This is a genomic window from Bacillus bruguierae (assembly GCF_037104725.1).
Lineage (GTDB): Bacteria > Bacillota > Bacilli > Bacillales > Bacillaceae_G > Bacillus_A > Bacillus_A bruguierae.
The window spans coordinates 122,751-139,669 of the sequence record NZ_JBAWSX010000013.1 but is presented as its reverse complement, the minus strand read 5'-3'; the positions used below and the strand labels follow the sequence as shown (position 1 = coordinate 139,669).

Here is a 16,919-nt window from a genome sequence, read left to right as displayed (position 1 = left end):
TACGTGTTACTCACCCGTCCGCCGCTAACTTCTTAAGAGCAAGCTCTTAATCGGTTCGCTCGACTTGCATGTATTAGGCACGCCGCCAGCGTTCATCCTGAGCCAGGATCAAACTCTCCAATAAAGTGTTTGTCTAGCATCATAAATAAAAATTGACGTTTCACGTTGTTTGTTTCGTTCAGTTTTCAAAGAACTTGTTTGCCGCCTGATTGCGACTTCCTTATGCTAACATTTCAGTTATTCAATGTCAACTAAGTTTTTTATTTTTCGCTTTCTGCTGAAGTGCAGCAGCGACGTTTATTAATATATCATCTTCTTTTTTTTAATACAAGTATTTTTTTAAAAAAACATAAAGTTTTTTTGATGATATCAATTCAATCCTTTATAAACCTTTCGCTAGCCATACACTGAACGCCTCACTTAAGAATTTTTTTAGGAATTTTTTACATACACTTAACTCTAAATCCTTATCGTTTGTTATATAGTAAAACAGTAAACCATCAAACCCTATCATGGAGGAATTCACTTATGGAAAGATTGACGAAGTTTTCATTAAAAAACAGGGCCGCTATTATCATCATGATTTTTCTCATCTCTGTATTAGGTATTTATTCCGGCTCTAAATTACCGATGGAGTTTTTGCCAAGCATGGATCAACCAGTTGTAACAATTACTACCTTATCTGAGGGACTAGATGCTGAAACAATGACAAAAGAAGTAACAGAACCTCTCGAAAAGCAGTTTCGAAATCTTTCACATGTCGATACCATTACATCATCAACAAGTGAGGGATTGTCAAAGATTGAAATTATGTATACCGCAAAGACAAATATGAAAGATGCAGCGCGTGAAGTTGAAAAACTCACAAACGGAATGCCGCTTCCAAAAGGCATAATGAAACCTATTGTCAGCCAGCTAAATACTTCTATGATTCCACTCGCACAAATTACAGCCCAAAAGAAAAATGGCTTTACAAAAGCCGATGAAAAACAAATTGAAAAAGAAATTATCCCACAACTTGAAAATATCGACGGTGTTTCTAATGTTATGTTTTACGGGAAATCAACATCAGAACTATCTATTGTATTAGATCCCGTTAAAATGAAAGATCAAAACATCATAACATCACAAATCGTATCTGCCCTTCAAGGAAAAGAAGTTTCTATACCAGCTGGGCAAATATCTATAAATAATGAAAATCATCTACTTCGTGTAATTGGAGAAATTAAAAGTATTGAAGAGGTAAAAAACATTACACTCACACCGCAAGTAAAATTAAGTGATATCGCAAAAATTGAGTTGAAACAACATCATGATGCAATTTCTCACATTAACGGAGAAGATGGCGCTGTACTAGTCGTTATGAAAGAACCAAGCAAAAATGCTGTTACAATCGGAAAAGAAATCGAGAAAAAGGTTAATGATATAAGTAAACAATATAAAGATACTTTTACGATAAAAACACTTATGTCCACACACGAACAGGTCCAAAACGCTGTTACAAGTATGGCTAAAGAAGTTGTTCTTGGTGCTATTGCCGCTACATTCATCATTTTAATTTTCTTGCGTAACATTCGTACTACTTTAATCGCCGTTGTCAGTATCCCTTTATCCATACTCCTTACACTCTTTTTACTTAATCAATCTCATATCACTTTAAATATTTTAACATTAGGTGGATTAGCAGTTGCTGTCGGACGCCTTGTCGATGATAGCATCGTTGTAATTGAAAACATTTTCCGTCGTTTACAAAAAGATTCTTTCTCAAAAGACGTCATTATTGATGCTACAAAAGAAGTTGCAATCGCGATTACATCTTCTACTTTAACAACCGTCGCTGTTTTTTTACCAATCGGTCTCGTATCAGGTGGAATCGGTGAATTTATGTTACCTATGGTGTTAGCTGTTGTATATTCAATTCTTTCATCCTTATTGGTAGCATTAACAGTTGTTCCACTCATGGCTTTTCTACTTTTAAAGAAAACAAAACATGAAGAGCGAAAAGAAACGAAACGTTATACAGCCATTTTAAAATGGTCGTTATCACATAAATTTATCATTTTATTTACTTCTTTTTTATTATTTGTTGGTTCAATTGCAGCTTACATTCTACTCCCAAAAGCCAACATTAAATCTGATGATAACACCATGCTTTCCATTAATATGACATTTCCTGCTAATTACGATTTAGAGAAAGGGAAACAGCAAGCTTTTGAATTTGAGAAAAAGTTACTTGCAGATTCACAAGTACAAGATGTTACATTACGGATGGGTTCTGCTTCAGAAGATGCACAGTGGGGACAAACGACAAAAAACAATCTTGCAAGTATATATGTAGGGTTTAAAAAAGGAATTGACCTTGAAACGTACATTAATAAACTAAAAAAAGAACAGAATCAATTTCAACCAGCAACATTTGATTATATAAAAGTAAGTTTTTCAAATTTCGGTGGTGGAAATGCATTACAATTTAACATCACCGCTAACAATAATAAAGATTTAAAACAAACTTCCGACCTTGTTACTACAAAATTAAAAAGCTTAAATGGTCTTTCAAAAGTAAAAACGAATACGGAGGAAGAAAAAAACGAATGGGTTGTTAACGTCGATCAAACAAAAGCAGAAAAAGCAGGACTAAATTCTGAAGTCATCGGACAACAAGTGGCATTTCTAATGAAAAAATCGCCAATTGGCCAAATCACACTCGACAATGAAAAGACAACTCTTATGCTAGAACACAAAAAAACAGAGCCTCCTAATAAAGATGCGATTTTAAACTCAAATATTTTGTCACCAATCACTGGTTTAATCGCATTAAAAGATGTTGCAACGATTTCTGAAAAACAAATACAAACCGAAATATTTCACAAGGACGGAAAAGAAACAATTCAAGTTACAGCAGAAGCGAAAGGTGAAGACTTAAGTAAAGTAAGCGCAGAAGTAAATACAGCTATTGCAGATTTGAAATTGCCTGATGGAGCGAAAGTTACCATTGCTGGAGCAACAGAATCGATGCAAGAAAATTTCACTGATTTATTTAAGGTTATGGGAATTGCGATTGGTGTTGTTTACTTAATTATGGTCATTACTTTCGGGCAAGCACGTGCACCATTTGCAATTTTATTCTCTCTCCCATTAGCAGCTGTAGGCGGGATTTTAGGTTTAATTCTTTCACAAATACCTGTCGATTTAAACTCTCTTATCGGAGCTTTAATGCTAATCGGGATTGTTGTAACGAATGCAATTGTATTAATAGAACGTGTACAACAAAACCGCGAAAAAGGAATGGCAACAAGAGAAGCACTATTAGAAGCTGGTTCAGTACGGTTGCGCCCAATTATCATGACAGCTATTACAACCATCTTCGCAATGCTCCCTCTATTATTCGGTGATACACAAGCTGGAAGCATGGTATCCAAAAGCTTAGCTGTTGTAGTCATTGGCGGTTTATTAGTTTCTACATTACTAACACTAGTTGTCGTACCCGTTATGTACGAATTGCTAGATCGAATCGGTAGTAGAAGACACCGCAAAAAGCAACACGAATCTTATACAAATGTTCCTAAATCTTAAAAATATAAAAGCCGTATTCAGACTTCCGAATACGGCTTTTGCATTTTTCCTTTCAGAATTTCACATGACAAAACAAGAGTGTCCTTTAAAAGTCGATTTTCTCAAACTTTTAGGACACTCTCTTTATTCTATATATCCATTTTAAACTTTTGACACATAAATCGCAGCTATACAAAACAAAAAGTGATCCCCGCTCGCTTTCTCCCCTTGGTTTTAACCTTGCACGTGGCAGGAAAAAGTCCTGACCGCTTCTATGCATAGCCAAATGCTCTCGCCCATCTAAAAGAAAGTTTTTTATATCTGTTATTCAATTTGTATATAAAAAGTTATGCTGCTTTTACTTTACTACTTTTGCGAGATTTTTTCGTACCAGTAAAGTGCTTATGGAGTACAGATGCGGTAAACCTTGCAATAATATTGAATAGTAATACCATAATGATTAATACTGCTGCTGATTTTGTTGCAATTAGTTTCGCGTCAGGGATAATTCCCTCAGAATTCAACTTCCAGATATGCACTGCTAATGTTTCTGCTGGTCGGAATGGATTTAATGGATGTGCAGGACTTGAAAAATCTGCTGCCGAGTTTAAAATTGGTGACGTTAATCCAGCTGTGTAAATGAGTGCCGCCGCTTCACCAAAAATACGTCCAGCCGCTAAAATTACACCTGTAATAATTTGCGGCAATGCAGATGGAAGAATCGTTCTTACAATTGTTTGCCACTTTGTTGCACCTAACCCAAGACTTGCTTCTTTCACATTAGATGGAATTTCTGTAATTGCATTTTCACAAACGCGCGTTAAACCTGGTAAATTTAAAATCGTTAAGGCTAAAGCTCCACCCATGACAGTGTATCCCCAACCCGCTGTCGTAACAAACACAAGCAATCCAAATAAACCAACTACAATAGAAGGTAAGGAAGCCATTGTCTCAATACATAAGCGAACAAAATTTAAAAAACGACCTTGTTTTGCATATTCCGCTAGGTAAATCCCTGCACCGAGACCTAAAGGAATCGAAATAATCAATGTAATAACAAGCATGTAAAAGGAGTTAAATAATTGAGGTCCAATCCCTCCTCCTGCTCTTGTATTACTCGGTTCTCCAAATAAAAAACTTGGATCCCAAAATCCCCAACCTTTTTGTAAAATTTCATATACAAGAAAAACAAGTAAAGTGACTATAAACAATGCAACTGCATAAAAAATACCCGTCCATATACTATTAACTGTTCTAGCATTCATCGTTATCTTTCACCTCTTTGGCCAATCGCTCGAATTACTACAATAAATAAGAAAGAAATCAAAAGTAATATCATCGCTAACGTCCATAGCGCATTATTCCAGGCCGTTCCATTTAACGTATTTGTCATATCCATTGTCAAAATACCCGTTAAAGTTGAAGTTGGACTATATATTCCTTCTGGTAATTTTATTGTATTTCCTATTACCATTTGCACTGCTAATGCTTCCCCGAAAGCTCGAGCTAATCCAAGAACAACCCCTGTTAAAATACCTTTTTTTGCAGCTGGAACAATAATACGACTAATCGCTTGCCATTTTGTCGATCCTAAACCATAAGAGGCTTCTAAATATTCAAAAGGAACCGAACGAATTGCATCAGAAGCAATACTTGCAATCGTTGGCAAAATCATAATGCTTAATACAACAATACCTGCAATTAAACTAAATCCTACACCACCAAATGAATCTCGTAAAATCGGGACTAAAATCGTGACGCCTAGTAAACCATATACAACAGACGGAATCCCTACCAACAATTCTAAAACCGGCTTTAATACTTTATTTCCAAACTTCGGTGAAATCAAATTCATAAACACTGCGAGTGCAATTGCAATTGGTGCACTAATGATTACCGCACCAAGAGATACTAGCGTAGATCCAACTATGAAAATAACAGCCCCAAAACTTCCATTTCCTTCATTCGGAGCCCATTTTGTTGATGTAAACACTTCTGAAATCGAGATATTACTTTGTGTAAATGATTGAATCCCTTTTGCACAAATGAACGCGATAATAGCTAATGTAATTGCAACAATTAATAAACCACAAAGCGTCACAAGTGTTCTTCCAATATATTCACTTTTTACGTAGTTAATTTGTTTTTTCCCCTTCATCACAAGACCACAACCTCACTTCATATATTGAAATGAACAGGACTGGCTAAATAGCCAGCCCCGCTTTATCCCGCTATTCGCGAGCAGTAATACTCCCACCTCAAAATTCAGCGAAAACATTGTCCAGCTCCAGTGGCTAGAATATTCGGTGGGAGATAAACTGCTGGCATGCGCCCGATTGGTTCAACTAATAATCAGTGGGGGATAAAGAACCCCCCACTGATTAAAGTTTCACTTTATATTATTGCTTTAATTTAGACATTGGGATGTAACCCATCTCTTCTACTTTCTTTTCAAAGTCTTTACCTTTTACATAATCAATGTAGCCTTTTGTTGCATCTTTTGCTTCACCTTTTGTAATCATGTATTCATAAGACCAAAACGGATATTTACCAGCAGAAATATTTTCAGTTTTTGGTTCTACGCCATCAATTTTCAATGTTTTTAAAGTACCTTTTTTGTCACCAGTCATGTAGGACATAGCTAAGTAGCTAACAGATCCTGGTGTAGAGTTAATCGCTTGCTCTACTGCACCATTTGAGTCTTGTGTTGTACCTGTAGCATCGTTAATTTTCACGTCTTTCATAACTGTTTTTTCAAATGTAGCACGTGTACCAGATGCTGCTGGACGATTAACTATATTGATTTTTTCATCTTTTCCGCCAACATCTTTCCAGTTTGTAACTTTACCAGAGAAAATATCTTGTACTTGTTTTAATGTTAAGTTATCAACTTTTACATCTTTATTTACAACTAATGCAAATGCGATACCTGCAACTTTGTTATCTACTAATTCTTTCGCTTTATCTGCTTCTTTTATTTTATCCGCAGCTGGAACATCGGAATTACCAACTTGAACAGCACCAGAAGCTACTTGGTTAATTCCAGTTCCACTACCGCCACCTTGAACTGTAATTGATACTTTTGAATTTTTGTCCATAAATTCTTTAGCTGCCTCTTCTGCAAGTGGTTGAAGCGCTGTAGAACCAGCCGCTGTAATTGTACCCGATAATTCTTGTTTCGGTTCATTACCACCTTTAGCAGTTTCTTTATTTCCTGTGCTTTCTGATTTCCCGCACCCTACTAAAGCACCAGCAACTACCAATGCCGCTAAAGAAAATTTCAAGCCTTTTTTCATAACCATGTTTTGTACCCCCATTTAATTATCACTTTTCATTTCCTGATGTGCATATCCCGTAACATAAATTCATTGTAGGATAATAATATTATGTCAGTGTTAAGCGTTTTTAAATTTTAAGTAAAGGCTGTAGATTCTTAGAAAAAGCTATATATATTCATTGTTTCTCTACAAAAAATAGCGAAAAACCTAAAGAAACCATACACATTGTAAATTTAATTTTAATAATGTAAATTAAACGTAAATTTCAATATATATTTCTACGATTTTATTAAGATTGTTTTTACAAAAACTCTACGTTTCTCCTGTTAAAACACCTAAAACCTCAGCGTGCAATGGAATAACATTTATATACCCATTTAAATTCTTCGAATAAGTTGCTGCTAGGCAGAATACAACATGAACTACACTCACTTTCCCCTTTTGTTTTAAACATTATATGTGGCAGGAAAAGGCCCTAATCATTTCTATGCGCAATCAAACGTTCTCGTGCCCCTAGGTTTTATGTCGTTTTTCAACTTATATATAGATGTGAAACTTTCATAAGTGAAGGTTTTACTGCCCAAGAATAGCGGGATAAATCGGAACACTCAAATAAATGATTGAATATTTCTAAAGTAACAATTGACAATATCCTTCACTATCATCTAGTATAATATTAACCAAAAGTTTCCCTAGGGAAACTTTTTGAACTCGTACTAAAAAAATAGAGGTGAGGTAACTCTTATGACATCGGTTAAAACTCAACCACTTTCTACTTTTAAAACAGGTCAGCTCGTACAAATTGAAAAAATCCAATTAGAAGGAACTATGAAACGTCGCCTGCTAGATTTAGGATTCATTCCAGGGGCAACGATTAAAGTGTTGCAAAAAAGCCCGCTTGGCGATCCCATTGCATATCAAGTAAGCAATACAACAATCGCACTTCGAAATGAAGAGAGCTCTCTCATATTAGGAAGCTTGATAGGAGATGATTCACAATGAAGAAACATCGCATCGCATTAGCTGGGAATCCAAACACAGGAAAAAGCACATTATTTAATACGTTAACTGGATTAAAACAACATACTGGAAACTGGACAGGAAAAACGGTATTAAAAGCTGAAGGCGAATATGAACATAATGGAAACCTCTATACTGTAATCGATTTGCCAGGAACATATTCCTTATACTCAAATTCTGCTGATGAAGAAGTGGCACGTGACTATATTATTTTTGAAAAACCAGAGGTGACAGTTGTTGTTGTTGATGCCACTGCAATGGAAAGAAATTTGAACTTAGCCTTGCAAGTAATGGAAATGACAAAAGAAGTGATTATATGTGTGAATTTAATTGATGAAGCAGAAAAGAAAGGCATTATAATCGATGAGAAAAAATTAGCAAAATCTCTTGGAGTTCCTGTTGTAAAAATTTCTGCCCGCAACAAAATCGGAATCGGTCAGTTGCTAAATACAATTGAAAAAGTAGTAAATGGAAAATTAATCCCTACCCCTTTTCAAATTACTTATAACGCAAAAATAGAAAAAATGATTCAGGAACTCGAGCCGCAAATATATAAAGTTTTTGGAGACGCTTATCCAGCTCGTTGGATTGCACTTCGCATTTTAGATGGAGACAAGAATTTCTTAGAATCTCTTCAAAAACATCATGAAGAACCACTTGTAAGGGAGGTCGTAATTAATGAAATCTCATTCAGCCAGTAAAGCCCTTCCATTAGACTATATCGTTCATCATGCGCGGACACTTGTTAAAGAAGACATTCGCGATGAAATTGTCGGTGATATTTACCGTGCTTCAGCTACTATTTGTAAGGATTCGGTTCAATATACAGATAAAAATAAATTATATCGCTCAGAGAAGCTCGATAAAATCTTCACTTCTCCTATATTTGGCTTTCCTATTATGCTTGCTATTTTATCTGTTGTTTTTTACCTTACAATTGCAGGAGCTAACGTTCCTTCTGATATGATTGCTGAATTGTTCGGATGGGCAGAAGGTCATTTAACAACTTGGTTCCAAACAATGAATGCCCCGAAATGGCTACATGGTATTCTTATTCTCGGTTTATTTCGCGGAACAGGGGCTGTTATTAGTGTTATGTTACCGCCAATGGCTATTTTCTTCCCAATATTCGCTTTACTAGAAAACTATGGGTACTTGCCACGTGTTGCTTTTAACATGGACCGTCTTTTTAAACGTGCCGGAGCACACGGAAAACAATCATTAACGATGGCAATGGGCTTTGGCTGTAATGCAGCTGCAATTATGTCAACGCGTATTATTGAATCACCACGTGAACGTATGCTCGCAATCTTAACAAATAACTTTGTTCCTTGTAATGGCAGGTGGCCAACACTTATTTTATTAGCATCTTTATTCATGGCCGCTGGATATACGGGTGGCATGCAAACCCTTGTAACATCCGGTGTTGTTGTCGGTATGGTTATAATTGGTATTGTCGTAACTTTAACTGTATCATGGGTACTCTCAAAAACAGCTTTAAAAGGTGTTCCAACCCACTACACACTAGAATTACCACCTTATAGAAAGCCTAAAATTTGGGATACGATCGTACGTGCAACACTCGATAAATCCATATACGTTCTAAAACGTGCTGTTATCGTAGCAGCACCTGCAGCGATATTAACATGGATACTAGCAAATGTATTTATTGGAGACACAAGCCTTCTTATGTATATAGTGAACTTTTTAGATCCGTTTGCAAAATTACTTGGACTTGACGGATATATTTTAGCAGCATTTATTCTCGGTTTACCCGCAAACGAAATTGTTGTTCCAATTTTATTAATGGCTTATTTATCAACAGGTTCATTAACAGAGCTAGAAAATTTAACACAAATTAAACAGTTATTTCTCGAGCACGGTTGGACTTGGCTAACTGCATTAAATATGATGCTGTTCTCTCTTCTTCATTTCCCGTGTGGAACAACTTTAGTTAATATCTATAAAGAAACGAAAAGTGTAAAATGGACTTTTCTTTCATTTGCAATTCCAACTGTAATTGCCATTGTTGTTACATTCCTTTCTACGCAATTAATAAACTGGTTAGGAATCATATAGTAAAAAACATGCGACGTATTGCGACTTTAAGTAAGAATGACAATCCCATCCATATACAGAGAACAAAAAGAAGATAACCAACAATACAAAGTAGATGGTTATCTTCTTTTTCTCTTTAAACGGACTTTTTCAGTTCCCTCCGTATTACTCAGGTTTCTTTTTGGGCTGCATTTGTTTTTGCCAAGGTTGCGCACCATATTCTTGTATTTTTTTATGAATAAAATAAGCTGTATACGGGAGAGTTGCCATTAAAACCGTACATATAATCCCTAAATTTGTAAACATGACGCTACTCCTTTACTCACTTCTTATTGGTAACACAGACCCTGTATGTTCAATACTTGGATGTACACGAACAATGATATGGCTATTGCTAAAATAATTTTGGCCTTTATCCCAATTTTTTTTAACTTTTATCCATTTCTTATAATTTTTGCGCTTGTAATACTCTCCTACTCCAAGTACATCTACTTTCAAATCTTTTTGAACAACTTTCACTGTCTTTTGTAGCTGTTTTTCCATTTCACTTGCAAGGTATTTGCTGATTTCCTTGTCACTCATCGCCTTATTATCTTTTCTTAAATAAACTTCTGCTAATGCCCCAGCTAAATATACATCAATTACAAATTTAGGTTTTGTAGGATCCGTTAAGAATGGATGAATTTTCCGGTGCATTGAACGGATTTCAAATACAATCTGTTGATTTCCTCTTTGAATTTTAAAAAAACCTCCTACTTTTTTCCCAATAATATAATTTAATCCTAATGTTTCCATTCCATTTAATCTACCGACAAGCTTTTTGTCTTTCCCGCGAAATACAGCTGCTCCTTCCATCTTAATCCCCTGACGCGTTAGTCCTAAGACTGGAAGAACAAAACTTCTGTTAGCAGACATTTTCTCTTGCAAATCACCAATTCGAATCGCTTCTAACATTTGGGCATTTTTTTGTGCATGATTTGATATCATACTTATATATTTAGCTGGTAAATTTTCTGGTTTTGCACTCTGTTTTAATATGTCTTCCGCCCTTCCTTTTGAAACGAAAATACGAATATTCCTTCGCATCGCATGATCACGAAAAAATACATCTAATGCATCTTCTAAAACGAAAGGTTTTTTCAATAAGTCCTCAGAAAAAATAAGTACTTCTATATGAGGAAAAAATAAAGAACGGCTTATCTTCTTAGAGATAATACGAATTTGAGCAAATACACTATCAGCCGTTGCATTAATATTAATATAGTTTTTCCCGCCGTCTTTACTGTCCTGCTCCGTTAAAGAACTCGGCAACACAATTTGATACGTTCCTTTTATAAGGCGTGGATAACTGGTAGTTGCCGTTTCACTTTTTTCTCCCTTATTCGTTGCCGGGTCGAATGCAACACCAACAACGAAGCCTCTTTCTTCAATTTCCTCCCGCTCAGAGCAACCGCTTATCAATATAACAAAAAATATGCAGCCCATTATGTTAAGAAGAGGTTTCATTTTTATTTCCCCCTTCTTTTATTTTATAAACAATAAAAATAAGAAGCGTAACAACAAACATAACCGCCATGTCAACCCAAGCTAAATATGTACCGTACTTACTTATCACATTCAAATTACCTGGAATCATATTTACAATATAAATGATAGGTGCGCTAATAAAAATAAACGTATGTTTTTTTATTGCAGGAAACATTGCACAAAATAAAAAAATAGCAACATCATAATACAATGCAGTTGTATTAAAAACAGTAATAATCCATGTTATAAAAAAGATCGCATCAAATCTCTCTAGAAATCCTCCTCCTATTTCAATCTCCTTTCCAAGTTCAATTGTTGGATATGTTAAAGTGCTAGTTGTTAAATAAGTAAATACACTTATACAAGTAACATAAATTAATATATAGGATAAAACAGTAACCATAACCCCTTTTACTGCTGCAAGAGGGGCTTTTTTCGTTGATTTTAGTATAGCAGCATAGAAAAAACCTACCTCGAATCCAATAAATGTAAAAGCGGTTTCTCTGACCCCCCCTACATATTTATTAATTTTAGTTTTAAAAAATGGAGATACATTTTCAAATTCCATTAAATTAACATTTAACAGCGATAACAAAATAATAGCAGTAAGAACAATCGGTAAGAATATAACACTAAGCCTTAATAAACCTGTCCTAGATCCACAAACACCATAAACAACAACAAGCAAATAAAAAAAAGACAAAAGCTGAACAGGTGTTTCACTAAATAAATATGTTTGAGAAATAATAGAAATTGTTCGCGCTTCATAAGCCGTAATTCCCGTAAATGTTAGGATTAAAATAAAACAGACAATATAAGTAATCGGCCTCGTTAAATACACGCTCGTATATTGAACAAAATTTTGTTTCGGAAATAAAATGGCTACCTTCATGATAAACCATACAAAACAAGCACTTGTTACCCCCCCTATGAGTAAAAGAATCCATCCATCAGCAAAAAGGGAATGAGTTGCCATAACGCGCGGCATAGAAAGTGCACCTGTACCAATAATGGTAGAAGATACAGCAAAACCGAGTTCACGAGTACCAATTTCTTCATCTCCATACTCAAATGGTTTCACTTTATTCTCTCTCCTTCGAACGCAATGTATTATCTTTCGGTTGTAAATACTCAGGTCTTTCTTTTAACATCGCTTTAGGCAAACGAGCCACATCCTCCTTCCAATCCTTATAAAAAGCAGGTGCAATCGGCGCTGAATATGGTACTCCAACACTCGTTAAATTGACGATGTGAATCGCTAATGCAATTAATCCTAAAATAATTCCATACAACCCAAAAACTGTAGCAGCTAAAATAAATGCAAACAGTAAAATACGAAAAGTAATCGTAATGCTATATACCGGCAATGAAAATGTAGCTACCGCTGTGACTGCAATAATAATGACAAGAAACGGATTTACAATCCCAGCACTTACAGCAGCCTCTCCAATGACAAGACCTCCTACAATCCCAATCGTTTGCCCCATCGGCTTAGGAAGACGGATCCCGGCTTCGCGAATAAGTTCCATTGTGAAAGCCATGATGAGCGTCTCGACATACGCCGGGAATGGGACACCTTCTCTTGCTCCAGCAATTGAATAGGCAAGAGTAGAGGGAATAAGCCCTTGATGATAAGAAACAAGAGCTACATACATAGCCGGTAATAAAATTGCAATCATGCCTGCTAATATTCGAAGTCCTCTTAACAGCGTTCCAATCATCCACCGTTCATAGTGGTCTTCCGGTGATTGAAATATATCAATCATCACCATCGGAGCAATTAGTGCAAATGGAGAACCGTCTACTAAAATAGCTGCTTTTCCTTTTGCAAGTGATGCGGCAACATTATCTGGTCTTTCTGTATTTAAAAATTGAGGGAACGGGGATAAATTATTATCTTGTATCAATTGTTCAATCGTTCCTGTTTCAAAAATAATATCAGTTTCAATAGATTGAATTCTATTATGTAACTCCTCTACAATATAAGGATTAATAATGTCTTCAATATAAACTAACGTTACTTCTTTCTGTGAGCGCTTCCCCATGATATAAGAGCGAAAACGCAGTTGCGGGTCACGGATGTGACGCCGAATTAACATTTTATTTACATTTACATCCTCAATAAATCCTAAATTAGGTCCGCGAATGATTGTCTCGGTAGAAGGTGAATCGAGACTTCGTTTTTCCCATTCACGGAAATTTATAATTATTGCGGAAGAAATACCATCAAGTAACACAATTGTATCGCCTGCTAATAGTGCATTCATAACATCTGGAAATGTCTTTGCAATACTCACTTCTCCAACTGATAAAAAGCGATCCATTACTGTTTGCATAATTGGTGCTTGTTTAGGAATTTCTTCATACTGCAATGGCCGAATAACAAAGCGATAAATCATGTCTTTATTACTGAGTCCGCATAAAAAGACGACTGCACAGCGATTATTTGCCCCTAAAAGAGAAAATTCACGCACAGTTAAGTCGTTAGGTGAATCTAACTTATTTCGAATTTCATTTGTTATTTTCGATAAGTTAGTATTTAATCCAATCATATATACCACCTAACTTTCTGTTTCAAAATGTTATATAAGTTAAAAAAGCGACATAAAAATCTATTTCTTTTTAGAGGGAGACGAGAGCATTTGGCCGTGCATAGAAACGGTCAGGGCCTTTTTCTGCCACATGAAAGGAGGTGTAAAACAAAGGGGCGGTCCTGTTGTATTTTGCATAGCAGCGGCTTAGATCTCAAAAATGTAAAACGAATTTATATAGTTAGATTTCTCTACTTAAAGAAAATATATACAAAAAGAGTTATCCCTTAGTGACTGGATAACTCGAATAAAACAAGATCTTATTTTCCATTTCTCATGAAATTCAAAACTGACGAAACAAATACGCTTACCCCAATTGGCAAGGCATCCTCATCAATTGTAAAACGCGGATGATGATGAGGATATATAATCCCTTTCTCTTCATTTCCAGCCCCTATAAAGAAAAATGTACCTGGAGCTTTTTGTAAAAATGCTGAAAAATCTTCTCCAGCCATTGTTGGCTGTAAGCGAACAACACATTCCTTTCCTAAAAGTTGCAATGCCGTAGTTTCTACATGTCTTGTTACAGTCTCTTCGTTTACAACTGGGCGATATCCATATTCGTATGTAAATGTATAAGATGCACCGTATGCCTCTGTAATACTTTTTACGATTTTTTCAATGCGCTCTGCTGTTTGCTTCCGAAGTTCATTTCGTAAGCTTCTCACTGTCCCGCCGATTGTCGCACTATCAGGAATTACATTATGAGTTGTCCCTGCATGGAACTGTGTTACCGATAACACCAATGAATCTAACGGATTCGTGAGCCTTGAGACAATTTGTTGTAATTGAGAAACAAATTGTGTACCAATCGCGATACTATCAATTGTTTCATGCGGAATACCAGCATGTCCACCTTTCCCAATAATCGTAATCGAAAATGCATCTGGAGCAGCCATCGCTGGACCATATATAACGCCAATTTTCCCAACTTCTAGCGGTGACCAAAGATGTGCACCAATAATGCAATCAACGCCTTCCATAACACCAGCGTCAACCATTTCCTGTGCACCGCCCGGAAAGTTTTCCTCAGCATGTTGAAATAAAAAGCGAATTTCCCCTTCAATTTGATCATATTTTTGTGAAAGTGTGTATGCTGTTCCCAGTAACATCGCCATATGTCCATCATGTCCGCACGCATGCATAACTCCTTTAGAACGGGAAACAAAATCAAACTGGTTTTCCTCTTCGATAGGCAAGGCATCCATATCAGCACGAAGCGCAATTGTTCTTCCGGGTTGCTTACCAATCAATCGTGCCATTACACTATAACGCGCCGGACGCGAAACTTCTAGATGAGGAAAGGTTTGCAGTATATCATAAACCATTTGAGATGTTTGTTCTTCAGAATAAGAAAGCTCTGGGTACATATGAAAATGTCTTCTCCACCAAATAAGCTGTTCTTTTGAAATAGATGCTTCTTGGATTAGATCCATATACAATCATCCTTTCTTCATTCAATTACCTGTTATTATAACTTGTATGCTTTGTAAAATAAAAACTATTCTGATAATTGTAGTTTTTATTTATTTGATGTTTTAGTCTATAAATAGAAAAAGCTCTGACCGTTTCTCTCCGCAGCCAGATGCTCCCCCAAAAGAAAGAATTTTTTAACTTGTATATATACGATATACTCAAAGGTTCGCCTTATCTATGAGTTGCAAAAAGAAATAAGCAGGTGCGACGCAAAGTCCTAATACACTACTCGTTCCAATAATAAGAGAACATAAGATACAAGAATATTTTACTGCCTTTGTTTTTTTCCATCCATAACTCCAAATTTCAATGCTTAAACCAATTAATATAATTGCGATAAGTACTTCCCCAAGTAATAAAAGGGCTAAAGTTGAGATTGACATGTATTGCCACTTCCTTAGTTATATAATAGTAATATTTTACCATACACAGAAGTGAACCTTAAGAAATAATTACAAAAAAACCTGCTGAGACAATGTCCCAACAGGCTTTTGAAAATATATTACATAGAGAAGAAAATCCAAACTGTACCAACAACCGTTATTGCCGCGATGAAAAAGTGGAATACGATTGTGATTGTTTGTATTACTCCCTCTCCTTCTGTCATGTGCATAAACATAACTAATTGTAATGCTGCTTGTGCCACTGCCATTACAAGAATGCTTGTTAAAATTGTTGAAAGTGGCAAGCTTGTGTGTAACGCTACATATAAAGCTAGGAACGTTAATGCAAGCGATAAAATAAATCCGAAAACGTGTGACCATGGAAATCCGCTATGAGCATTTGTATTGTTTTGTCCCATTATTACGCCACCATCCCGTTCAAGTAAACTAGTGTGTAAATGAAGATCCAAACAACATCAAGGAAATGCCAGTATAAGCTGATAATAAATACTTTACGAGCTGTAACTGGTGTCAGTCCTCGTTTTAAAATTTGGATAATAACACAAGTTGCCCAAATGATACCACCTGTTACGTGGGCACCGTGCGTTCCAAGAAGAACGAAGAATCCAGATAAGAATCCGCTTGTTTGTAGTGTAGCACCTTGGCCAACATACATGATAAACTCTTCAATCTCCATGTAAAGGAATCCAGCACCTAATAGTAACGTAAGGATAAACCATAGGAGCATACCATTTTTGTTTTCTTTACGCATTTCATGAATTGCAATCCCGCATGTGAAACTACTTGTTAAAAGAAGAAGTGTTTCAATCATAACAGGCTTTATTTCGAAAATTTGTGCTGGTGTTGGCCCGTCTGCCGTACGACCAGCTAATACTAGGTAAGAGGCGAAAAGTGTTGCAAACAGCACGATTTCAGCCCCAAGGAAAATCCAAAACCCTAAAATATTCAATCTACTTTGTTCAGCTTGATATTCTAGAGGTAAGCTTTTATCTAAAGCCGCCATTTCGTTTCAC

At 36.0% G+C, this 16,919-nt stretch carries 15 protein-coding genes and 1 rRNA gene; 4 read left to right on the top strand and 12 right to left on the bottom strand.

From position 1 onward, the window contains the following. Nucleotides 1–124 (bottom strand): 16S ribosomal RNA (locus WAZ07_RS19485); the annotation flags it as partial. 404 nt (nt 125–528) lie between these two features. On the opposite strand from WAZ07_RS19485, the gene WAZ07_RS19480 reads away from it, so the two are divergent. Next, nucleotides 529–3,573 (top strand): efflux RND transporter permease subunit, encoded by a 3,045-nt coding sequence (locus WAZ07_RS19480; RefSeq protein ID WP_336473755.1) that lies wholly within the window; start codon nt 529–531, stop codon nt 3,571–3,573. A gap of 326 nt (nt 3,574–3,899) precedes the next feature. On the opposite strand, the gene pstA is transcribed toward WAZ07_RS19480, so the two are convergent. The 3 genes from pstA to WAZ07_RS19465 form a co-directional block, all read right to left on the bottom strand. Continuing rightward, nucleotides 3,900–4,817: a phosphate ABC transporter permease PstA gene (pstA, locus tag WAZ07_RS19475; RefSeq protein WP_090918963.1), complete on the bottom strand. Its 918-nt coding sequence runs from the start codon at nt 4,815–4,817 to the stop codon at nt 3,900–3,902. Between the two features lie 2 nt (nt 4,818–4,819). Continuing rightward, nucleotides 4,820–5,710: a phosphate ABC transporter permease subunit PstC gene (gene pstC, locus WAZ07_RS19470; RefSeq protein WP_139207750.1), complete on the bottom strand. Its 891-nt coding sequence runs from the start codon at nt 5,708–5,710 to the stop codon at nt 4,820–4,822. A 241-nt stretch (nt 5,711–5,951) separates the two neighbouring features. Beyond that, nucleotides 5,952–6,854 carry a phosphate ABC transporter substrate-binding protein PstS family protein gene (locus tag WAZ07_RS19465; RefSeq protein WP_336473754.1) on the bottom strand — a complete coding sequence of 301 codons (903 nt, stop codon included), beginning with the start codon at nt 6,852–6,854 and terminating at the stop codon, nt 5,952–5,954. A 720-nt stretch (nt 6,855–7,574) separates the two neighbouring features. On the opposite strand from WAZ07_RS19465, the gene WAZ07_RS19460 reads away from it, so the two are divergent. The 3 genes from WAZ07_RS19460 to WAZ07_RS19450 are packed head-to-tail and all read left to right on the top strand — an operon-like array spanning nt 7,575 to nt 9,929. After that, on the top strand, nt 7,575–7,832 hold the full coding sequence (locus tag WAZ07_RS19460) for a FeoA family protein (RefSeq protein WP_090918958.1): 258 nt from the start codon (nt 7,575–7,577) through the stop codon (nt 7,830–7,832). Next, nucleotides 7,829–8,551 carry a FeoB small GTPase domain-containing protein gene (locus tag WAZ07_RS19455; RefSeq protein WP_336473753.1) on the top strand — a complete coding sequence of 241 codons (723 nt, stop codon included), beginning with the start codon at nt 7,829–7,831 and terminating at the stop codon, nt 8,549–8,551. The genes WAZ07_RS19460 and WAZ07_RS19455 overlap by 4 nt, the downstream gene beginning before the upstream one ends. Continuing rightward, nucleotides 8,529–9,929 carry a nucleoside recognition domain-containing protein gene (locus WAZ07_RS19450; RefSeq protein ID WP_336473752.1) on the top strand — a complete coding sequence of 467 codons (1,401 nt, stop codon included), beginning with the start codon at nt 8,529–8,531 and terminating at the stop codon, nt 9,927–9,929. The genes WAZ07_RS19455 and WAZ07_RS19450 overlap by 23 nt, the downstream gene beginning before the upstream one ends. A gap of 144 nt (nt 9,930–10,073) precedes the next feature. Here WAZ07_RS19450 and WAZ07_RS19445 read toward each other — a convergent pair whose 3' ends face one another. The 8 genes from WAZ07_RS19445 to qoxC all read right to left on the bottom strand — a co-directional run bounded on the left by WAZ07_RS19445 (nt 10,074) and on the right by qoxC (nt 16,909). Then, complete coding sequence (locus tag WAZ07_RS19445) at nt 10,074–10,214, bottom strand: hypothetical protein (RefSeq protein ID WP_336473751.1); 141 nt, start codon at nt 10,212–10,214, stop codon at nt 10,074–10,076. 12 nt (nt 10,215–10,226) lie between these two features. Beyond that, nucleotides 10,227–11,414, bottom strand: coding sequence for a Ger(x)C family spore germination protein (locus WAZ07_RS19440; protein ID WP_336473750.1), 1,188 nt, complete (start codon nt 11,412–11,414; stop codon nt 10,227–10,229). Beyond that, nucleotides 11,398–12,516 (bottom strand): GerAB/ArcD/ProY family transporter, encoded by a 1,119-nt coding sequence (locus WAZ07_RS19435; protein ID WP_336473749.1) that lies wholly within the window; start codon nt 12,514–12,516, stop codon nt 11,398–11,400. The genes WAZ07_RS19440 and WAZ07_RS19435 overlap by 17 nt, the downstream gene beginning before the upstream one ends. Before the next feature lies 1 nt (nt 12,517). After that, the gene (locus tag WAZ07_RS19430) at nt 12,518–13,987 is read right to left on the bottom strand and encodes a spore germination protein (protein WP_336473748.1); all 1,470 of its coding nucleotides are present in this window, start codon (nt 13,985–13,987) and stop codon (nt 12,518–12,520) included. Between the two features lie 299 nt (nt 13,988–14,286). After that, a complete protein-coding gene (locus WAZ07_RS19425; RefSeq protein ID WP_336473747.1) occupies nt 14,287–15,462 on the bottom strand; it encodes a M20 family metallopeptidase in 1,176 nt (391 codons plus the stop codon). A 198-nt stretch (nt 15,463–15,660) separates the two neighbouring features. Continuing rightward, complete coding sequence (locus tag WAZ07_RS19420; protein ID WP_336473746.1) at nt 15,661–15,885, bottom strand: DUF4022 family protein; 225 nt, start codon at nt 15,883–15,885, stop codon at nt 15,661–15,663. A 119-nt stretch (nt 15,886–16,004) separates the two neighbouring features. Beyond that, nucleotides 16,005–16,304 carry a cytochrome aa3 quinol oxidase subunit IV gene (gene qoxD / locus WAZ07_RS19415; RefSeq protein WP_090918941.1) on the bottom strand — a complete coding sequence of 100 codons (300 nt, stop codon included), beginning with the start codon at nt 16,302–16,304 and terminating at the stop codon, nt 16,005–16,007. 2 nt (nt 16,305–16,306) lie between these two features. Beyond that, nucleotides 16,307–16,909, bottom strand: a complete 603-nt coding sequence (gene qoxC / locus WAZ07_RS19410) for a cytochrome aa3 quinol oxidase subunit III (protein WP_336473745.1) — start codon at nt 16,907–16,909, stop codon at nt 16,307–16,309. Nucleotides 16,910–16,919: the final 10 nt, after the last annotated feature.